This is a genomic window from Arenibacterium halophilum, assembly GCF_005938225.1.
Lineage (GTDB): Bacteria > Pseudomonadota > Alphaproteobacteria > Rhodobacterales > Rhodobacteraceae > Arenibacterium > Arenibacterium halophilum.
Map to the genome: position 1 here is coordinate 891,534 of NZ_VCPC01000002.1, position 18,862 is coordinate 910,395.

Sequence of the window (18,862 nt, forward strand, 5' to 3'; positions counted from 1 at the left end):
ATTTCAGGGTCGGATGGCTAGATGCTAGGGCAAGAAGCCAAGGAAAATCCCCTGATGAAACTGATCGCCGCCTGTTTATCCGCCATCCTTGCCGTTTCGGCAGCAGAGGCGGCGGATGATCCCGTGGTGGTCGAACTGTTTACCTCTCAGGGGTGTTCATCGTGTCCGCCCGCAGATGATCTGCTGCGCGAACTGGCCACGCGCGATGATGTGCTGCCGCTGGCGCTGCACGTCGATTACTGGGATTACATTGGCTGGAAGGATCCGTTCGCCAACCCCGCCTTTACCAAGCGGCAGAAGGCCTACGCCCGGGCTGGAGGGCGGCGGATGATCTATACCCCCCAGATGATCGTGAACGGGACCGAGGATTTGGTTGGCGTCAAGACGATGGAACTGGCCGATCTGATCATGGCACACAAGGCCGCGCCGACCCGCGTGTCGCTGAAGGCGCATCGCGATGGCGCCACGCTGACGATCCGGCTGGCGCCCGCCGATCAGCCGCTAAAAGGCCCTTTGACTGTTCATCTCGTACGGTTCGTGCCGCTTCAGACGACTGAAATCACCCGTGGCGAAAACGCCGGGCGCACCATCGACTATGCCAATGTGGTCAGCAACTGGGCTGTGCTGGGCCAATGGGACGGGTCGTCGGACACGGAACTCTCGGCGGATGTGGATGGCCCCGATCAGGTGGCCGTGCTGGTCCAATCCGGTACGACGGGCCCGATCATGGCCGCTGCGCGTCCCTAGTCCTGCCCGGGCTGCAGGCCCACGTCGAACCAGGGCTTCCAGCGCCGGTGGATCCAGAACCACTGATCCATGTGGCGGCGCACCAATTCCTCCAGTCCGTCGTTGATGGCCTGTGTCATCGTTTCGGCGTCGGAATGCACAATCGGCGCGTGCATTTCTATTTCAAAGTTGAGCCCGTCCGGCTTGCGCACGGCATAGACGGGGATCATCTCGGCCCCGTGCTTCAGCGCCAGCTCGGCCGGCACGACCGAGGTAACAGCCGGCTTGCCAAAGAAATCCAGCGCCCGCCCGCCGTGGGCGTGCAGATCGCCGACGATGGCAATGATGCCGCCACCTTTGAGATGGCGCACCATTTCGATCATGCCGCGGCGGCCCTGTTCGAACATCGGCGTGCCGATACCTGAAATCGTGCGCACGTAATGCTCGTTGAAGAACGGGTTCGCCATGCGCCGATATAATGCGCCCATCGCATGGCCACGATGGATCAACCCGGCGCGCGCCACGTCGTAATTGCCGAAATGCCCGGTCATCAGGATCACGGGCCGCCCTTCGGCGCGCGCGGCCTCCAGCGCCGCAAGCCCCGGTCCGGTAATCGGCGCGGCATGGGCACGGCGCAGGAATTCCGCGCCCGAGTACAACTCGATCAGGGTGCGCCCGGCGTTGTCGGGCACCGCGCGGCACAGGCGGTTCACTTCGGCCACGGGCATCTCGGGGCAGACCAGCGCCAGATTGTCACGCACCCTTCGCCGCAACCCGGCCAAGGGCGCCACAACGCGCGACACCAGCCAGCCCATCGCGGGCACCCGCCAGCGATAGGGCACCGCCAGCGTCGCCCCGATCAGGCCGCGCAGCACCAGGTTCCCGGCGTAGTACCGGACGCGTGCGCCTTGGCTCAGGCTGTCGGGATGTTCAGGCACCGGGCGCGCTCCGCACGAAGGTTTCGCGATACCAGACGTAGATACCGGCGCTGGCGATCACAAGTGTGCCCACCACTGTCCACAGGTCCGGCACCTCGGAAAACAGCATGAATCCCCAGAAGGCGGCAAAGATCAGCCCGGTATAGGAATAGGGCGCCAGCATTGCCGCTTCGCCTTGGGTAAAGGCGCGGATCAGGGCCAGCTGGCCCAGGGTGCCCGCGCAGGCAATCAGCGCCATCAGCCCCAGCGACACCAAGTCAGGCGTCTGCCACGCAAAGGGCACCAGAACCGACAGGATCACCGTGCCCACCAGCCCGGTATAGTACAGCGAAGTCCAGACATCTTCATCGGCGCCCACCCGACGCGTCAGCAGCACATAGCCGGAATAGCAGGTCGCCGCGACCAGCGGCAGGATGGCGGGCAGGGAGAACACCTCGGACCCGGGGCGGATTACGATCATCGCGCCAACCAGCGCCGCGCCAATCCCGGCCACACGCCGAATGCCCAGCCGCTCGCCCAGAAACAGCGCCGCGCCCAGAGTGATGAGCACGGGGTTCGTCGACATCAGCGCCGCCGCATCGGTCAGCGGGATGAAGGCCAGCGAGGTAAAGAAAAATCCGGTCGCGCACATCAGCATGATCGAGCGCGCCACCTGCAAGACAGGGTGCCGCGTGCGCACAACGTCCCTCAACCGGGGTGCGACGAGGATCAGCACCAGCGCCATTTGCCCCGCATAGCGCACCCAAAGCGCCGGAAGAACGCCAACCCGCGCCGTCAGCGCCTTTACGCTGGCGTCCATCAGCGAAAAGCAGAAGATCGCAAGGATCGCCAGCAAGATCGCCTGATTGCGCTGTGCCAGAACGGCCGAGGCGCTCATGTGCGTGCCTCGGGGCCGTCGCTTGCCGTGTCGCGCGGGGCGACAGGGTCGGGCCATGGGCAGGCGCGCCCCGTGATAGCTGAGGAAAGACAATCCGTGGCGCGCCGCTGGGGCAGGCCGACGACGAAAAACGGGCAGGGCGCGTAAACTGGCATGGTTTGGTGATATGCGCCCGGTGACCGGCTGTCCATCGGTGCCGAACAGTGGCAGTAAAAATCCGCGTGGCAAGGCGGGTGCCGCGGAGTCAGATCGCCTGCCCATGTTCGTGTCGTCTGTACCGCGCCCGCAATGCCCGTCTGACACCGCCTAAGCCAAGAACCAAATCGCAGATTTGACCTGTATTGCCAGAGCTGTGGTTATTCCTCTTCCCCGTCTTCGTCGTCCGGCACCACCAGTTCGATATCGCCGATCTGGATGAGTTCGCGGATCGCAATGACCACCTCGTTCATGGCGGCTTCGGCGTCTTTTCCCTTTACCTTGCCGCGGTCCGTCACCTCGTCGCGCAGGTTGTCGGCCATACGTTGCGACATGTTCGAGAACAGGAATTCGACCACGCCCGATGTCTGTTCGTCGGTGGCGCCCGCCAAGGCGGTCACCAGAACGTTGGGATCGACGGCGCGCACCACGGCAGGCACATCGGTGGGTTTCACGCGGGCCGAGATATGGGCGAAGGTGAAAATTTCTTTCCGGACCCGTTCCGCGAATTCGGCATCGGTTTCGTCAAGCGAGGACAGCATGTCGTCGCGCGTGTCCTTGGACGAGATGTTGAGGATTGCGCCGACCCGCGCGCCGGGGTCATCTTCAAACGCGATTTCAGGGCGGTCATCCAGCTGCGCAGCAAGTGACAGGCCGATCCTGTCAACCGCGTCAGGGGTGACACGGCCTGTTTGCGAGATCGCATAGGTGATGCGCCGCGCCAGGGGGCCGGGCAGTTTGCCCAGCAATTCCGCCGCCTTCACGGTTTCCAGCTTCGACAGCAACACCGCCGCCACCTCGATGCTTTCGGCTTGGGCGATGGCCAGCAATTCGTCGGTCTTGGCCGCACGCAAGCGATCCCAGGGATCGCCCAGCTGACGCACGCCAGCCTCTTTCCGAAGGCGGGCGGCGGTTTGCGGAGAGATCTTGCCATCCAGCGCCGAGAGCGCCCCCGCGATGCCCTTGGGAAAGGCCAGGCCCAAAGCCTCGAGCGCGTCGGCGAATTCCTCGGCCACGGCGGTCATGGTGGCCTTGTCGATCAGCCCCATGCGGCCCATTTTCTGGGTCAGCGCGGCCTGCAACTCATCTGGCAGCGATTCCAGCGGGATGTCGGCGCCGTGATTCATCAGCAAGCGTACCACGATGGCCGCCTTTGCCCGCCGGTCCAATGCCGCGGGTGATCCACCCGATGGTGTGGGCGACGGTTTTGTATCGCCGCCGCCCATCATCATCGGCAACCCCATCAGGGGAGCGTTGTCCTGCATAAGCCTGCCCTAGCCAAATCCATGGTCAAACCGTTGCGATGCAATCTGACAAAGACCGGTAAAGAAAGGCTGAAACGGGACTAGTAATTATAGGTCGTGCCGGTGGCGATGGCCTGCCGAAGCGAAGCCTCGGCCCATGTTCCTTTGCCGCCGCGCGCGGTGATTTCGCGCCATTGTGTCACGGCACCGTCGATGTCTCCGGCATCCACCATGCCTTGACCCATGTAAGACCTGGCAAGGATGTTGTCGGGGTTCTGTGTCAGCGCACGGTCATAGAATGCCTGTGCCTGAACCGTATCGCCCAGTTTGCGGTGGGTGAAGCCCCAATAGGTCAGCACACGATCGTCCTGTTGATTCGGCATCGCGGCCAGTACGCCCTGCGCGTCGGAAATGCGCCCGGCATAGGCCAGTTCACGCACTGCATCATAAAGCGTATCGGCATCCAGAGACGAGTCTTTCGGATCGACGCAGGTTTTCGTCTTTTCGTCCCAGACCTGCACGCCTTCGCAGCTTTGCGTGGTCTTGGTGGTGCTGGGCGGCGTCGTGCTGTCGCTGCCGGTGCCAGCGGCATGGGCGGTGGCGGGCAGGGCAAAGGCCAGCGCAAGGGCCGGCAGGGTCAGGAAGCGCATGAATAAACTCCGCATAAGGTTTGCCCCGGAGGCATTTCCACCGGGATCGGGCAATCGTTACATGGGCCGGATGGCCTAGCCAGTGACCTGCTTCACACAGGATTTCGAGGCGGCATCCCACATCATACCCTCGGCGCAGGATTGCGCCTGTTTCTGTCCGCAGCCCGCGGCAAGCGCGAGCGTCGGGGCGAGGGTGAGAGAAAGGGCGGTCAGTGCGATCTTGAGCGGCATGGCATCCTCCGATCTGCGGCTCTGAATGCAGTGAGCGTAGCGCAGGTGGCGGATTTCACCAAATCCTTTGCAAAGCGGGGCCCGGGATGGGCGCGGGCTGGCCGAAGCGGCGCTGCAATTTCAAGCGGTCCGCGCCGTTACGTTTCGCGCACGAAACGTTTGAAGTTGATTGTAAATCAATACTTATCAAACGCTTCTGCGGCTTTCTTCAACGCGATGGTGAATTCGGGCAGGAGCCTTGGACAGCCCCCGCCCGGAGGTGCTTAGCTGTCCTTGAACACGCGGGCAAAGATCGTGTCGACGTGTTTGGTGTGATAGCCAAGGTCGAATTTCTCGTTGATCTCGTCCTCGCTCAGCGCGGCGCGAACTTCTTCATCGGCCAGCAGCTCCTCGCGGAAGTCGGTGCGGTGATCCCAGACTTTCATCGCGTTGCGCTGCACCAGGCGATAGGCGTCTTCGCGGCTGACACCGGCCTGCGTCAGCGCCAGCAGCACCCGCTGGCTCATCACGAGGCCGGGGAACTTGTTCATGTTGTCCAGCATGTTCTGGGGATAGACCAGCAGCTTGTCGATCACCGAAGTCAGCCGGGCCAGCGCGAAATCGAGCGTGATGGTCGCGTCGGGGCCGATGTTGCGCTCGACCGAGGAATGCGAAATGTCCCGTTCGTGCCAAAGCGCGACGTTTTCCATCGCGGGCACCACCGTCATGCGGACCAGACGCGCGAGGCCGGTCAGGTTTTCCGTCAGCACCGGGTTCTTCTTGTGCGGCATCGCCGAAGAGCCTTTCTGACCCATCGAGAAGAATTCGGCGGCTTCCAGCACCTCGGTGCGCTGCATGTGGCGGATTTCGATGGCGATGTTCTCGATCGACGAGGCGACGACGCCAAGCGCGGCGAAGAACGCGGCGTGACGGTCGCGCGGAATGACCTGGGTGCTGATCGGCTCGGGTTCCAGCCCCAGTTTCTTGCAGACGTGTTCCTCGACCGCCGGGTCGATGTTGGCGAATGTGCCGACCGCGCCGGAAATCGCGCCGGTGGCGATTTCGAACCGGGCCTTTTCCAGCCGGTTCAGGTTGCGATCCATTTCCGCGTAGAAGCGCGCAAAGGTCAGCCCCATGGTGGTGGGTTCGGCGTGGATGCCGTGGCTGCGCCCGATGCGCACTGTGTCCTTGTGTTCAAAGGCGCGGCGCTTCAGCGCGGCGAGCAGCTGTTTCACATCCTCGATCAGGATGTCCGAGGCGCGCACAAGCTGAACGTTGAAACAGGTGTCGAGCACGTCGGAACTGGTCATGCCCTGGTGTACGAACCGCGCTTCCTCGCTGCCGACATGCTCGGCCAGGTGCGTCAGGAAGGCGATCACGTCATGTTTGGTCACCGCCTCGATTTCATCAATGCGGGCCACGTCGAATTCCACGTCCTTGGCTTTCCACACGGCGTCGGCGTTTTCGCGCGGGATCACGCCCAGATCGGCCATGGCGTCGCAGGCGTGCGCCTCGATTTCATACCAGATGCGGAATTTGGTCTCGGGCGACCAGATGGCAACCATGTCGGGGCGGGAATAGCGGGGGATCATTGGCAGCGGCACCGTTTTGTGATTGGGAAAGGTCGCGGCGGGTTTAGACCGCCACGCGGGGCGCGGCAAGCTGTTAGGCAAGACGGGGGTGAACGCATGGGGCAACGGGTGCTGGCGGATTTCGCGGGGCGCTGGCGGCTGGAGCGGCGGATCGTGCAGCGCGATGGCCCGGCGGCGCGGTTTTCCGGCGTGGCCGAATGGCGTGGCGACGCCGAGGCGCTGGACTTGCTGGAGCAGGGAACACTGAGCGTGGGCGACCAGCCGCCGATGCAGGCCGAGCGGCGCTATCGCTGGCTGGCCGATCTGACGGTGCTGTTCGACGACGGGCGGTATTTCCACCAGGTGCCGCCCGGGGGTGGCCCGACGGGCCACTGGTGCGACCCCGACATGTATCGCGTGATGTATCGCTTTGGCAGTTGGCCGGCGTTTGAAACGGTCTGGCGGGTCAAAGGCCCGCGCAAGGATTATGCGATGGTGTCGCACTATGCGCGGCTGGGCTGATACAGGTCAGTGCGGCAGGACGCGGGCCTTGTGGGCCTTTTCCGCAGCCTGCGCCAGTTGGCGCCCGGTCGCTGCGCCGGAACCGCGCGCGGCGGGCGAGTCAGGCGGCAGGTAGAGGTGCACAGCCGTGCCTGATGGCGCGGTTTCGATCACGATGCCCCCGCCGCTCTGTTCGGCGAAACCGGACACCATGGCCAGACCCATTCCGCTGCCTGTGCCGGGTGGCTTTGTAGTGAAAAAAGGCTCGGCGACATGAGGCAATACGCTGGCCGGGATACCCGGCCCGCTGTCGCGCACGGTGAATTGGACATACCGTCCTGCTGGCAGAATTCGCCCATTCAGCATTTCTTGCGGTGACATATGCAGCGAGTCGGCAATCGACAATGTGACCGGGGTGCCAGGGCGGCTTTCCTGGGCCTCTGCTGCATTCAGGATAAGCGCCAGAAGCGCCGTCACGAGCTGTGCCTGATCTGTTACAAGATGCAGCGACGACGATGGCCGCATCACCGAGAGGGGCGTTGACGCGGGAATAAGATCGTCCGAGAGCATCTGGATTTCGTCGGTCAAGGACTGCAAGTCCACAAGCTCGGGCGTGATCCGCGCGGTGCGGGCATAGGACAGAAGATGGCGCACCAGATCGGCAGCACGGTCTGCGGCCAGTTGCGCCTCGACCAGCAGGTCTTCGCGGTCCTGTCGGGTGGCTACCATGCGTGCCAGTTCAAGATTGCCGCGAATAGCGGTCAGCAAATTGTTGAAATCATGAGCGATTCCGCTGGAAATTCGGCCGATGGCCTCCAACTTCTGCGCCTCCGCCTGATGAATGGCGGCCCGACGCGAAAACTTAATGCGATTGCGCACCGCGATCTGGGCAATGTGGAAATAGGTCACGGCCGCCGCGCCACTCAGCGCCATGGCCCCGGCGACCCAGACATCCGCGACATTCGCCATGTGATGTGCGGTTATCAAAACGGCTGCCGCTGCCACCAGCGCCGTTTTACCCATAACCAGAAGCGGCTGGGTATCACCGCGCCAGATCAGGAATACCAGCGTTGCGATCATCAGAGCCACAGCCGAGAATTGCAGCGGCGGGTCGTCCACCAGTGCCATGCACACCGGCATCCACAGGAACGAAGCCATGATCACAAGATACAGCAGCGCCGCCACGTTCAGATCGCCCGGATCGGACGAGTCGACATGTGTTTTCAGAAACCTCCAATGAAGGAGGTGAAGCGCGAAATAGATCGGCAGCCACAGCAAAGCCGATGTCCATCCAGTATACAGATAAAGGATTGCGCTGCCGACAGCGAGGATGGCGAAGCGCATCGAAAGTTCGATGGCGCTCGGATATTCGGCGCGGTATAGGCGCTCTATCTCGCTGCGGCGGCGATGAGGCATTGAAAATGGGCCCTGAGAATGCGCGCGACGGTAGGCGTGAACGGGGACTCGGTCAATGGTACATGGGTTGTTTTTGCAACTCGTTCGCAGCTTCACGCTGATCTTTGCCAACCGGGGCCGAACCGAGGGCGGACATGACTGATACATTGGCGACGCTGCAAACAACTATCCCTTACAACCCGCTTGAAGACAGGCGCCTGCCGGGCGTGGCGCCGCTCGATATGGAAGACTGGCTGATCGCGGACGAGGCCTTTGCCGGCCAGATGGCGCGGCGCGATAGACTGCTGACCACACAGCCGGATACGGTCCGGGCGCTGGACCGGAGCGCGCAGGCCGCAGCCGAGGAAGTGCTCGATATGGCACTTGCACAGGCCTATCCCGGTGCAGGTGTGGACGTGACGCGCCACGATGGCATACATGTCCCGATTGACCGGACCGATCCGCTGCTGACATTGGGGCGGTTGGTGCAGGAAGATGTCTGTATCCTGCAGAAACAAGGCGACGAACACGTTCTGACCGGCGCGGTGCTGTGCTTCCCGGCCAGCTGGTCTCTGGACGAAAAATTCATGCGTCCGCTTGCCCGCATCCACGAGCCTGTCGATACGTATGACACTGACATGGCCCGGCGGGTCCAGCGACTGTTCGACGGGGTTCGCCCGGGGCGCCCTCTATGGCGCTGCAACGCGATCTGGTATGACGACGCTGAATTGCACCAGCCCCGCCGCGAAGGGGTGCGCCGCGCCGCGCCTTCGCGAGACACGGCCGCCTTCCTGCGCAGCGAACGGCAATGCATCCTGCGCCTGCCCGAAACCGGAGCGGTTGTGTTTTCGATCCATACCTACGTGGTGAAAAACCCGCATAGCCAAGGCATACGAAGACAGGTTCTGATCTGAGTATTTTTGGAATGATGAAACAGGGAGCGGCACTTCCGCTTCTTTGAGGCTCAAATATCCCGGGGGAGTCCCGCAGGGGCGGAGGCAGAGCCCTCTGATGTCGTCTCGGGGCGTGCGACACATGCGGCTAAAAACCCGCACCCCGGGGGGTTAGCGCCGGGGTGTACTCTTTACCGAACGGTGCTTTGGCCTGGGCTAGAGCGGCAGGGCCGCGACCGCGCTTTCCAGAGCCCCGGTGCTGTGCAGCATAAAAGTGAGTCCCGTCAGGGCGAGCACATGAGTATTCAGGCGGAAATCTTCGCCACGGATCAGATTCACGGCAGCGACAGAGGCTGCAACCGGCGCGGACATGAAGGCGATCATGCCGGTCATGCCCCAGACAGCAAGGCGGCTGACGTCACTGGGGCCGGCCTCGGCATCCTTGCCGGTGCGCTTGCCGACCGAGGCGTCCGCGGCCAGCGGTTCGGAGCGGAACACGATGGCCAACCGGTCTTCGGGAGAGACAGGTGCCGGGGTTTCGCTGCCATATTCGGGAACAGGGGCCAGTCGCGGATCGGCAATGCGGGCCATGGCATCATCGGTGTGCTCGGCCTCGGGAGTGATGGCGGCGAAGGCCGAGAGGAAATCGGCGGTGTTCATCACGGTCAGCGGATCAAGCCACTCGATCATCCGAACGTCTGCCACGGCGCAGATGCGGTGCAGCATCACGGCCAGCAGCATTTCCGAAATCTCGCGATCGTCACGGACCGGGTCCATCGGCGTCATGTCGATCTGGATGCGCCAGTGCTTTTTCGCGGCCTGCGCGTGGCCTGTGTTGATGCCGCCGATAGCGTCGATGCACATGCTGCGCTTGGCGTGTTCGCCCGGAGTAATCCCCTGCATCATCGACAGTTTGACCACGTGGTGGCTGCCAAGGATGCGCGCGGTACGGGGGGTCTGAAGGCTGTTGCGGTCGACCGGGTGGCCGTAATCCTCGAAGGTGGCCGCGACGATCCGGCTGAACCGGTCAAGCATGTCGGCCTCGGTACCAAAGACGACGACGCCACAGTGAAATCTGCTGCGATGGGACATGAAACTGCCCTTCCTTCCTGTATGGCCTGCTTATCTGATCTCGATGGAAACAGTCTGTTCGGGAAGGGTGGTTTTCCTGTGACCGAAAGTGAAAAACTTGTGGGCATTTACAATCACAGGTTGGGCGGATACCCGCTCAAATCTGCTTAAAATACCTCTGAGATGGGGCGATTTCGCAGATTCGAAGGCGCGACTGGGGCGTGATTGTGGCGTCGGCGGGGTCTGGCCGTCGATTAGCCGTCGATTCTGGCCGCCGTGATGGCTATGGCCTTCTGGTAAACCGTGGCGCCGTTCCACTGCTGGATGGCGGCGAAATTGGGCTGTCCGGGCTGATAGCCGCGGCCCGGGCGCCAGCCCTTGGCGCGCAGGAAATTCGCGGTCGAGGCCATGGCATCGGAGAGGTCGTAGAAGTCGATGCGCCCGTCGCCATTGCCATCCACGCCGAATTGCAGTGCGTTGCCTGGCAAGAACTGGGTATGGCCAAGTTCACCATGCTTCGCGCCCTGCGTCGCGGAGGTGATCGCGCCCATGTCGACGAGCCGCAATGCTCCGATGGCGTGGGGGATAAAGAACGCCGAGCGGCGACAATCATAGGCCAGGGTGGTGATGGCCGAAACCACGGCGCTGTCGCCCATGAAATTGCCGAATCCGGTTTCCATCCCGTGCAGCGCCAGCAGGATGCCCGCGGGCACGCCGTATTGCCGTTCCAGCGCGGCGTAGAAATTGGGGTTCGAGGCCTTGCGTTTGCGTCCGATGCGCACGATGGCATCGGCGCCGCGCACCTGCATGAACTTGTCCAGCGAGTATTTGAAACTTTTCTGGTTGCGGTCGGCGGCGATGGTGCGGGTGGCATAATCTGCGGCTGCCAGGGCCTGAAGCCCGCGTTTGCCGACTCCGGCACGGCGCGCCTGATCGGCGAAGTCCTGTTTCCACTGGGCAAAGCCGCTGCCGGTGTTGCCGCAGGTTTGGGCGGCCAAAGGCGCGGTGGCGAGGGTCAGGGCAATTGCAAGCGGGGTCAGGACACGGAAAAGGGGCATGGGCGGGCCTAGCAACTGGTTACAGATGCCAGAACCTTGTGCCAGCGGGCCGCGCCATTCAAGCCCCGGGATAAGCTATTGCTGTGGCTGTGTGGTGGTCAGACCGTCCGAGAAGGTGGCCTGCAACAGCTTTTGCGGTACGTTCAGAAGCGGCAGGCCGATCCACAGGAACAGGCCCACGCCAACGAGAATCATCCATGTCGGGCTGGAGCCCGAGCGTTCGCGCGGCGAGGCCGACAGCCCCGCGAGGCCAACAGGATCGGTGTCGTGGTCGCGCGCCGAGCGGTCCGGGGTCCATTCGTCGTTTGGACGGGGAGCAGCTTCGGCGCTGTGGCCCGATATCGCGGCATAGCCCGGGTGCGGCAGAAAGGGCTGACCGGCGGTCTGGCGCGGGCGTTGCGGTGCGGTTTCCGAGAACGACACTACGATGCGCCCGGCGGGAAAGGCCGCATTGGCCGAGAGGTGACGCACGTAAAGCGCGGTGCCCAGTTTTTCACTCAGCTGGTCGCCATGGGCCAGAGGAAGCGCGCCGCGCGTGGCCTGATGCAGCAGCGTATCCAGCAGGGTTTGCGCCATGTCCATCGGGACTGGTTCGGGGATGTCTTCGACGATCAAGGTGCGCCCCAGAAGGTACTGCGAATTGTGCGCGATCAGGCGGCGGAGGGGTGGCTCTGCGCGGTCGCCTTCGGGTGCGTCCGGGCGGGAGAGGTCGGGATGCACGACAAGCGCGGGGGGCAGCGGCTGGCCCAGTTCGATATCCAGGTCCTTGGGCGTATACATCAGGTCAGACGTGCACAGATGCGCAGCGCGGCAGCGGTAGCGGCGATGCACCATGCGCAGCAGCGCGAACAACAGTTTGAGGCGCTGTTCGACCGGGGCTGGTTCCACCGCATCAAGCGTGACCGGAGAGGTGCCGCTGCCAACCGAGATCACGACATGCGCGCGGCAGGAGTTCACCAGAGCAGGGAAATCGGCGTCTTTCGCGGCGCTGACGGGAGAGGCCAGCGCGCGAGCCAGAGCCTGCGCGCCGATCGGGTTGGCATGCACTGCGATCGTGGCGTGCAGCTTGCCGTCGGTCAGCAACGCGAATTGCGGCGTGGCCATCTGGTCAAGCGCGAAAGTGCCGAGCTTATGCTTCGTGTTCAGCTCGTCCAGCACGGAGACCGGATCGAAGCCCGGTTTCGAATCGTACAGAAGCGCGGCCTGCGTCGTCAGTGAAATGTCGGGCATTGGGGGTGCCTGTCGGTAAAAGCTGCTCGGAAGTGTCCGGATAAACGTGGCGATCGTTGGGCGGCGCGATGTAAATCCGGCGGTTTTTATTATGGGCGGGTCAGTTGGTCGCTGTTGGCGGCTCGGCGGGCTGATCGGGGGCGGGTTCAGACACCGAATGCGATGGGGCGGTCACCTCGGCCACGCGGCCGATGGTGTCGGACAGTGTTTCGTCAAAGGCGATGGCCAGCGCGCGCGCGTGGGGCTGCATCGCGGATGGCAGGTAGGGAGCCAGATCATTGGCAAAGAGCGCGCCGCAGAATAGCACCCCGGCGCACATCACAATCGCACGGCCCAACCCGCCGCGTTTCGGGCGCATGAGCCGTTCCATAGAGTTCACATCTTCGCCCACGAAGGGTGCGATGACGGGCTGTTTTGGCCCTTTTCCCGAATTGCGTGCCTCGATCCGGGCAACGCGGGATGCAAAATCGGTCTGGGCGCGCATGGCCTGGTCCTCTGGCGGCGGGTGTCATGGGGGGCTCCCCGGGCTGCACCATCGCGCTGAATCGCGCCGGAATTCGGGGCGAAACATGGCAATTCACGGGCCGCCGCCATCAGTGTTAAGCGGCGGTTACCGCTCAAACGAATACGGGGCGCCCTATGGGCGCCCCGATCCTTGCCGCATGACCCGAGGGGATCAGCAGCTGTAGTACATGCCGAATTCCACCGGGTGGGGGGTGGTTTCGTATTTCAGGACTTCTTCCATCTTCAGTTCGATGTAGCCCTCGATCTGGTCCTTGGTGAACACGTCACCGGCCAGCAGGTAATCCATGTCGCCTTCCAGCTCGGTCAGGGCTTCGCGCAGCGAGCCGCAGACGGTCGGGATGCCGGCCAGTTCTTCGGCGGGCAGGTCGTACAGGTTCTTGTCCATGGCTTCGCCCGGATCGATCTTGTTCTTGATGCCGTCCAGGCCGGCCATCAGGAGTGCTGCAAACGCCAGGTAGGGGTTTGCCGAGGGATCGGGGAAACGCGCTTCGACGCGCTTGGCTTTCGGCGATTCGGTCCATGGGATACGGACACAGCCCGAACGGTTGCGGGCCGAGTAGGCGCGCAGAACGGGCGCTTCAAAGCCGGGGACCAGGCGCTTGTAGCTGTTGGTGCCGGGGTTGGTGAACGCGTTCAGCGACTTGGCGTGCTTCAGGATACCGCCGATGAAATACAGCGCTTCCTGGCTGAGATCGGCGTATTTGTCGCCCGCAAACAGCGGCTTGCCGTCTTTCCAGATCGACATGTTCACGTGCATGCCCGAGCCGTTGTCGCCATAGATCGGCTTCGGCATGAAGGTCGCCGATTTGCCGTAGGCGTGGGCCACGTTGTGGATCACGTATTTGTATTTCTGAAGCTCGTCCGCCTGTTTGGTCAGGGTCGAGAAGATCAGGCCCAGTTCGTGCTGGCACGAGGCCACTTCGTGGTGGTGCTTGTCGACCTTCATGCCAAGACGCTTCATCGTCGACAGCATTTCGGCGCGCAGATCCTGCGCTTCGTCGACCGGGTTCACCGGGAAGTAACCGCCTTTGAGGCCCGGGCGGTGGCCCATGTTGCCCATTTCGAAATCGGCATCGGTGTTCCACGAGGCGTCGGTCGCGTCGACTTCGTAGGACACCTTGTTGATGGTGTTCGAGAATTTGACGTTGTCGAACAGGAAGAATTCAGCCTCGGGGCCCATGTAGGCCACATCGCCGATGCCGGATTCTTTCAGATAGGCCTCGGCCTTTTCAGCAGTGCCGCGCGGGTCGCGCTCATAGCTTTCGCCGGTGTCGGGTTCCACGACCGAGCAGTGGATGCAGAGCGTCTTTTCGGCATAGAACGGGTCGATATAGGCGCTTTCGGTGTCGGGCATCAGTTTCATGTCCGACGCTTCGATCGATTTCCAGCCCGCGACGGACGAACCGTCGAACATGAAGCCTTCTTCCAGGAAATCTTCGTCGACCAGATCGGCCACAACGGTCACGTGCTGGAGCTTGCCGCGCGTGTCGGTGAAACGGATGTCGACATACTCGATGTCCTCATCCTTGATCAGCTTGAGAACTGCCTTGTTGCTCATTCTCTTTGGTCCCCTTTATTGGAAATTTTGGAGTTTTTTACAGCGCGTCCGAGCCGGTTTCGCCGGTCCGGATGCGGATGGTCTGTTCAACCGTGGTGACGAAGATCTTGCCGTCGCCGATCTTGTCGGTCTTGGCGGCCGCGATGATCGCCTCGATCGCGCCGTCGACCTGTTCGTCGTCCAGCACCACCTCGATCTTCACCTTGGGCAGGAAATCGACGACGTATTCGGCGCCGCGATAGAGCTCGGTGTGGCCCTTCTGACGGCCGAAACCCTTGACCTCGATCACCGACAGGCCCTGCACGCCGACGTCCTGCAACGCCTCTTTGACTTCGTCCAGTTTGAACGGCTTGATGATCGCTTCGATCTTCTTCATCGGCGGGCTCCTCGCAACCTGTTTGGCCGGGTATGATCATTGTTCGGTGACACTCTCAATCGACGCGCTAGGATGCGCGAGGGGTGCAAGGCGAATTCCTGTGGGTGAGATTAAAATTTATGCTTAACGATGTAAAAATAGGCGAAACTGAATCTCGGGTTGTGCGCGCGTGAAGATTGGGCCGACCGAGCTTTTGACGGCCGCACAGATGCGCGCGATTGAACAGGCTGCCATCGACTCTGGCGCCGTCACCGGGCTGGAGCTGATGGAGCGCGCCGGGCAGGGCGTGGTTGACGCGATCTTCGAGGAATGGCCCGAGCTTGCGCCGGGCGTGGCCGTGGTTCTGTGCGGCCCCGGCAACAACGGCGGCGACGGGTTCGTCGTGGCGCGGCTGTTGAAGGAACGGGGCTGGGAGGTGGAGGTGTATCTGTACGGCGACCCGGGCAAACTGCCCCCGGACGCGCGGGCGAATTATGATCGTTGGGCGGCGATGGGGGAGGTTCATGCCCTTGGGTTTCCGGTGCTGGAGCCAGAGGCCGTAAGCGATCTGGCGAGCCTGCTAGTTCGCGAGATCACGCCTGACCCGGCAAAGAGAGGCCGGCTGCCAGTTGCCCTGGTTGTCGATGGCATTTTCGGGACGGGTTTGTCGAGGGCGCCTGATGCTTTGGGGCCGATCTTCGATCTTGCCGACAACCTGCATGGCGCAACGCAGGCGCGCTGGATTGCGATCGATGTTCCGACGGGGCTGTGTGCTGACAGCGGTCGGATCTGGCCCCGGGGCGAGGCGCAGGATTCGCCCAATGCGATTCTGTCGGCCGATCTTACGATTGCCTTTCATCGCGGCAAGTTGGGCCATGCGATCGGTGACGGGGCGCGCTGGAGCGATAGGGTCGTGGTCAAGGACATCGGGCTTGATGGTTTGGTGTACGAGACCGAGGGTAGCGCCCGACCGCGGGCGGGGGCAAAGCGCCCGCCCGGGGGGGCGGTCGGGCGCTGCCCGGCGATGCCGGGCGTGGTGCATCTGATCCAAGGGCCGGGTGGCGGGCTGGACAAGGCGGCAGGGCATAAATTCAGCCACGGCCATGCGCTGATCCTGTCGGGCGGATCCGGGCGCACCGGCGCGGCGCGGTTGGCGGCGCGCGGCGCACTGCGGATCGGGGCGGGGCTGGTGACGCTGGGGGTGCCCGGATCGGCCCAGCTGGAAGTGGCGGCGCAGGTGACGGCGGTGATGCTGCGGCGTGTAGATGACGGCGACGGGATGGCCGATGTGATGCAGGACAAGCGCATCAATGCGCTGTGCCTTGGTCCGGGTCTGGGCGTGGAGCGTGCCGCCGGGCTGGTGGCCGCGGCGCTGGCCGCGCCGCACCGTCCGGCGTTGGTACTGGACGCCGACGCGTTGACGGCCATTGCCCGGGCGCCCGAATTGTTCGCGGCCCTGCATGACCGCTGTGTCCTCACGCCCCACGGCGGGGAATTCGCGCGGCTGTTTCCCGACATTGACGCACGGCTGGCAGAGGCGCCGACACGCGGCCCGGCCTATTCCAAGGTCGATGCAACCCGCGAGGCGGCCGCGCGCTGTGGGGCGGTGGTGCTGTTCAAAGGTGCGGATACGGTGATTGCCAGCCCCGACGGGCAATGCGCGGTCAACGCGGCGTCGTATGATCGCGCCGCGCCCTGGTTGGCCACGGCCGGGTCAGGCGATGTGCTGGCCGGGTTCATCACGGGGCTGCTGTCGCGGGGGTTCGCGCCCATGCAGGCGGCTGAAACCGCTGCCTGGTTGCATGTGGAATGTGCTCGCGCCTTCGGCCCCGGGCTGATCGCCGAAGATCTGCCCGAGGTTCTGCCCCGCGTGCTGGCGCGGTTGGAGGCGGGCTAGGCCCTAGTCCTCCATCGCTTCCAGCTCGTCGATCATATCCGAGATCATGGTCAGCCCCTTGTCCCAGAAGGCCGGATCGCTGGCATCAAGACCGAAGGGCGCCAGCAGCTCCTTGTGGTGCTTCGACCCGCCCGCCTTCAGCATGTCGAAATACTTGTCCTGGAAGTCCGGCGCGCCCTCGGCGTAGACCGAGTAGAGCGCGTTCACCAGCCCGTCGCCAAAGGCATAGGCATAGACGTAGAAGGGCGAATGCACGAAATGCGGGATGTAGCACCAGAAGGTCTCGTACCCGTCCATGAAGTCGAACGCCGGCCCAAGGCTTTCGCCCTGAACGCTCATCCACAGGGCGTTGATGTCTTCGGGCGTCAACTCGCCTCCGCGCCGGGCCTCGTGCAGCTTGCATTCGAAATCGTAGAACGCGATCTGGCGCACGACCGTGTTGATCATGTCTTCGACCTTGCCGGCCAGAAGCACCTTGCGTTGTGCGGGCGTCTGCGCGCCATCCAGCAACTTGCGGAAGGTCAGCATCTCGCCAAAGACACTCGCGGTTTCCGCCAGCGTCAGCGGGGTGGAGGACAGCATCTCGCCCTGGCCGGCGGCCAGCACCTGGTGCACGCCATGCCCGAGTTCATGCGCCAGCGTCATCACGTCGCGCGGCTTGCCCAGGTAGTTCAGCATCACATAGGGGTGCACATCGGTGACGGTGGGGTGCGCAAAGGCCCCCGGCGCCTTGCCCGGCTTCACGCCCGCGTCGATCCAGCCCTTGCGGAAGAACGGCTCGGCAATCTCGCCCATGCGGGGATCGAAGGCGTTATAGGCCTCCATCACGGTTTTTTCGGCCTGCTCCCAGCCGACGGTGCGCGGATCGTCCATCGGCAAGGGCGCGTTGCGGTCCCAGACCTGCATGCGGTCAAGGCCCAGCCACTTGCGCTTCAGCTCGTAATAGCGGTGGCTGAGACGAGGGTAGGCGTTGACGACGGCCGTGCGCAGGGCCTCGACCACCTCGGGTTCGACATCGTTGGACAGGTGCCGCCCGGTCTGGGCCGTGGGCATGCCGCGCCAGCGGTCGATCACTTCCTTTTCCTTGGCCTGCGTGTTGTGGACGCGGGCAAAGGTCTTGACGTTCTCGCCGAACACTGCGGCCAGCTCGCGCGCGGCGGCTTCGCGGGTCTCGCGCGTTGGGTCTGTCAGCAGGTTCAGCGTGCCTTCGATGTTCAGCGGCTCTCCATCGACCTCGAATTCCAGCCCGGCGATGGTTTCATCGAACAAACGCTCCCAAGCGTCACCAACCACGCCAAGATCGTGCAGGAATTTTTCCAGCTCGTCGGACAGTTGGTAGGGCTTCATCGCACGAATGCGGTCGAAGACGGGCTTGTAGCGGGCAAGCTCGGCGTTCTGGGCAAATAGCGCATCCAGATGGCCGTCACCCAGCCGGTTGAGTTCCAGCGTGAAGAACACCAGCGGCGTGGTGAAGTTGGTGATCTTTTCCTGGCAATCCGACATGAACTTGGCGCGACCGCCATCGGTTGTCAGCTGATAATAGCGCAGGCCGGCATAGGACATGATCCGCCCGGCAACGGCGCTGATGCGTTCGTTGCGCAGCACGCAATCAAGGAAGCCCTTGGCGTCAAGCCCGGCCAGCTTGCCTTCGTAGTCGGCGGCAAAAGAGGCGCAGGCGGATTCAAGCCAGTCGAGGTCGCGCTTCAGCTCGGGCGCGTCCTGGCCAGTGTAAAGATCGCTGAGGTCCCACTCGGGCAGATCTCCAAGGTTCTTGCCGCCCGGGGCGGCGTTGGCATCGCGAAGGGGAAAGGGCAGGTGGAGCATGGAAAACCTCTTGTCTGGCGTTGGGCAACATCTAGGCAATGCCGGCGCGCTTCACAACCGGTGCCGGGGACTCTGCCCCCGTCCGCTGCGCGGCCTCCCCCGGAGTATTTTGCGAATAGTGAAGCGGGAAAGGGCCCCATATTT

18 protein-coding genes are annotated in these 18,862 nt (G+C 63.2%); 4 read left to right on the top strand and 14 right to left on the bottom strand.

What is annotated here, in order from left to right:
* The first annotated feature begins 54 nt into the window (after positions 1 to 54).
* Positions 55 to 747, top strand: a complete 693-nt coding sequence (locus FGK64_RS11050; protein WP_171054040.1) for a DUF1223 domain-containing protein — start codon at positions 55 to 57, stop codon at positions 745 to 747.
* On the opposite strand, the gene FGK64_RS11055 is transcribed toward FGK64_RS11050, so the two are convergent.
* The 6 genes from FGK64_RS11055 to purB all read right to left on the bottom strand — a co-directional run bounded on the left by FGK64_RS11055 (position 744) and on the right by purB (position 6,432).
* Complete coding sequence (locus tag FGK64_RS11055) at positions 744 to 1,664, bottom strand: lysophospholipid acyltransferase family protein (protein WP_138863840.1); 921 nt, start codon at positions 1,662 to 1,664, stop codon at positions 744 to 746. The two genes, FGK64_RS11050 and FGK64_RS11055, sit on opposite strands and share 4 nt — an antisense overlap.
* Positions 1,657 to 2,541 carry a DMT family transporter gene (locus FGK64_RS11060; protein WP_171054041.1) on the bottom strand — a complete coding sequence of 295 codons (885 nt, stop codon included), beginning with the start codon at positions 2,539 to 2,541 and terminating at the stop codon, positions 1,657 to 1,659. The genes FGK64_RS11055 and FGK64_RS11060 overlap by 8 nt, the downstream gene beginning before the upstream one ends.
* 356 nt (positions 2,542 to 2,897) lie before the next feature.
* Positions 2,898 to 4,001, bottom strand: coding sequence for a flagellar motor switch protein FliG (locus FGK64_RS11065; RefSeq protein ID WP_138863841.1), 1,104 nt, complete (start codon positions 3,999 to 4,001; stop codon positions 2,898 to 2,900).
* Between the two features lie 80 nt (positions 4,002 to 4,081).
* Entirely contained in the window at positions 4,082 to 4,630 is a 549-nt protein-coding gene (locus FGK64_RS11070) for a tetratricopeptide repeat protein (protein WP_138863842.1), read from the bottom strand.
* A gap of 75 nt (positions 4,631 to 4,705) precedes the next feature.
* Positions 4,706 to 4,861 (bottom strand): hypothetical protein, encoded by a 156-nt coding sequence (locus tag FGK64_RS22155; protein WP_171054042.1) that lies wholly within the window; start codon positions 4,859 to 4,861, stop codon positions 4,706 to 4,708.
* 263 nt (positions 4,862 to 5,124) lie between these two features.
* Positions 5,125 to 6,432, bottom strand: a complete 1,308-nt coding sequence (gene purB / locus FGK64_RS11075; RefSeq protein ID WP_138863843.1) for an adenylosuccinate lyase — start codon at positions 6,430 to 6,432, stop codon at positions 5,125 to 5,127.
* Positions 6,433 to 6,528: 96 nt separating this feature from the next.
* Here purB and FGK64_RS11080 point away from each other — a divergent pair, with 96 nt between their 5' ends.
* Positions 6,529 to 6,933 (top strand): DUF6314 family protein, encoded by a 405-nt coding sequence (locus FGK64_RS11080; protein ID WP_138863844.1) that lies wholly within the window; start codon positions 6,529 to 6,531, stop codon positions 6,931 to 6,933.
* Positions 6,934 to 6,939: 6 nt separating this feature from the next.
* Here the strand turns inward: FGK64_RS11080 and FGK64_RS11085 are convergent, their stop codons facing one another.
* The gene (locus FGK64_RS11085; RefSeq protein ID WP_171054043.1) at positions 6,940 to 8,328 is read right to left on the bottom strand and encodes a sensor histidine kinase; all 1,389 of its coding nucleotides are present in this window, start codon (positions 8,326 to 8,328) and stop codon (positions 6,940 to 6,942) included.
* Positions 8,329 to 8,462: 134 nt separating this feature from the next.
* On the opposite strand from FGK64_RS11085, the gene FGK64_RS11090 reads away from it, so the two are divergent.
* Positions 8,463 to 9,221, top strand: coding sequence for a heme-dependent oxidative N-demethylase family protein (locus FGK64_RS11090; RefSeq protein WP_138863846.1), 759 nt, complete (start codon positions 8,463 to 8,465; stop codon positions 9,219 to 9,221).
* A gap of 195 nt (positions 9,222 to 9,416) precedes the next feature.
* Here the strand turns inward: FGK64_RS11090 and FGK64_RS11095 are convergent, their stop codons facing one another.
* The 6 genes from FGK64_RS11095 to FGK64_RS11120 all read right to left on the bottom strand — a co-directional run bounded on the left by FGK64_RS11095 (position 9,417) and on the right by FGK64_RS11120 (position 15,018).
* A complete protein-coding gene (locus FGK64_RS11095; RefSeq protein ID WP_138863847.1) occupies positions 9,417 to 10,292 on the bottom strand; it encodes a hypothetical protein in 876 nt (291 codons plus the stop codon).
* A gap of 233 nt (positions 10,293 to 10,525) precedes the next feature.
* The gene (locus FGK64_RS11100; RefSeq protein WP_138863848.1) at positions 10,526 to 11,329 is read right to left on the bottom strand and encodes a lytic murein transglycosylase; all 804 of its coding nucleotides are present in this window, start codon (positions 11,327 to 11,329) and stop codon (positions 10,526 to 10,528) included.
* A gap of 75 nt (positions 11,330 to 11,404) precedes the next feature.
* Entirely contained in the window at positions 11,405 to 12,559 is a 1,155-nt protein-coding gene (locus tag FGK64_RS11105) for a hypothetical protein (protein WP_138863849.1), read from the bottom strand.
* 100 nt (positions 12,560 to 12,659) lie between these two features.
* Complete coding sequence (locus FGK64_RS11110) at positions 12,660 to 13,043, bottom strand: hypothetical protein (RefSeq protein WP_138863850.1); 384 nt, start codon at positions 13,041 to 13,043, stop codon at positions 12,660 to 12,662.
* A gap of 192 nt (positions 13,044 to 13,235) precedes the next feature.
* Complete coding sequence (gene glnA / locus FGK64_RS11115) at positions 13,236 to 14,642, bottom strand: type I glutamate--ammonia ligase (RefSeq protein WP_138863851.1); 1,407 nt, start codon at positions 14,640 to 14,642, stop codon at positions 13,236 to 13,238.
* A 37-nt stretch (positions 14,643 to 14,679) separates the two neighbouring features.
* A complete protein-coding gene (locus FGK64_RS11120) occupies positions 14,680 to 15,018 on the bottom strand; it encodes a P-II family nitrogen regulator (RefSeq protein WP_138863852.1) in 339 nt (112 codons plus the stop codon).
* Positions 15,019 to 15,226: 208 nt separating this feature from the next.
* Here FGK64_RS11120 and FGK64_RS11125 point away from each other — a divergent pair, with 208 nt between their 5' ends.
* Positions 15,227 to 16,894, top strand: coding sequence for an NAD(P)H-hydrate dehydratase (locus FGK64_RS11125; protein WP_138864298.1), 1,668 nt, complete (start codon positions 15,227 to 15,229; stop codon positions 16,892 to 16,894).
* Between the two features lie 3 nt (positions 16,895 to 16,897).
* Here FGK64_RS11125 and FGK64_RS11130 read toward each other — a convergent pair whose 3' ends face one another.
* Complete coding sequence (locus FGK64_RS11130; RefSeq protein WP_138863853.1) at positions 16,898 to 18,718, bottom strand: M3 family oligoendopeptidase; 1,821 nt, start codon at positions 18,716 to 18,718, stop codon at positions 16,898 to 16,900.
* Positions 18,719 to 18,862 lie beyond the last annotated feature (144 nt).

What these genes read in the sequence shown, in the direction of transcription:
- FGK64_RS11090 (WP_138863846.1), top strand. Translation starts at nt 8,463, where the DNA reads ATGACTGATACATTGGCGACGCTGCAAACAACTATCCCTTACAACCCG.
- FGK64_RS11085 (WP_171054043.1), bottom strand. Translation starts at nt 8,328, where the DNA reads ATGCCTCATCGCCGCCGCAGCGAGATAGAGCGCCTATACCGCGCCGAA.
- FGK64_RS11060 (WP_171054041.1), bottom strand. Translation starts at nt 2,541, where the DNA reads ATGAGCGCCTCGGCCGTTCTGGCACAGCGCAATCAGGCGATCTTGCTG.
- FGK64_RS11065 (WP_138863841.1), bottom strand. Translation starts at nt 4,001, where the DNA reads ATGCAGGACAACGCTCCCCTGATGGGGTTGCCGATGATGATGGGCGGC.
- FGK64_RS11100 (WP_138863848.1), bottom strand. Translation starts at nt 11,329, where the DNA reads ATGCCCCTTTTCCGTGTCCTGACCCCGCTTGCAATTGCCCTGACCCTC.
- FGK64_RS11095 (WP_138863847.1), bottom strand. Translation starts at nt 10,292, where the DNA reads ATGTCCCATCGCAGCAGATTTCACTGTGGCGTCGTCGTCTTTGGTACC.
- FGK64_RS11125 (WP_138864298.1), top strand. Translation starts at nt 15,227, where the DNA reads ATGCGCGCGATTGAACAGGCTGCCATCGACTCTGGCGCCGTCACCGGG.
- FGK64_RS11110 (WP_138863850.1), bottom strand. Translation starts at nt 13,043, where the DNA reads ATGCGCGCCCAGACCGATTTTGCATCCCGCGTTGCCCGGATCGAGGCA.
- FGK64_RS11080 (WP_138863844.1), top strand. Translation starts at nt 6,529, where the DNA reads ATGGGGCAACGGGTGCTGGCGGATTTCGCGGGGCGCTGGCGGCTGGAG.
- FGK64_RS11130 (WP_138863853.1), bottom strand. Translation starts at nt 18,718, where the DNA reads ATGCTCCACCTGCCCTTTCCCCTTCGCGATGCCAACGCCGCCCCGGGC.
- purB (WP_138863843.1), bottom strand. Translation starts at nt 6,432, where the DNA reads ATGATCCCCCGCTATTCCCGCCCCGACATGGTTGCCATCTGGTCGCCC.
- FGK64_RS11050 (WP_171054040.1), top strand. Translation starts at nt 55, where the DNA reads ATGAAACTGATCGCCGCCTGTTTATCCGCCATCCTTGCCGTTTCGGCA.
- FGK64_RS22155 (WP_171054042.1), bottom strand. Translation starts at nt 4,861, where the DNA reads ATGCCGCTCAAGATCGCACTGACCGCCCTTTCTCTCACCCTCGCCCCG.
- glnA (WP_138863851.1), bottom strand. Translation starts at nt 14,642, where the DNA reads ATGAGCAACAAGGCAGTTCTCAAGCTGATCAAGGATGAGGACATCGAG.
- FGK64_RS11120 (WP_138863852.1), bottom strand. Translation starts at nt 15,018, where the DNA reads ATGAAGAAGATCGAAGCGATCATCAAGCCGTTCAAACTGGACGAAGTC.
- FGK64_RS11070 (WP_138863842.1), bottom strand. Translation starts at nt 4,630, where the DNA reads ATGCGCTTCCTGACCCTGCCGGCCCTTGCGCTGGCCTTTGCCCTGCCC.
- FGK64_RS11105 (WP_138863849.1), bottom strand. Translation starts at nt 12,559, where the DNA reads ATGCCCGACATTTCACTGACGACGCAGGCCGCGCTTCTGTACGATTCG.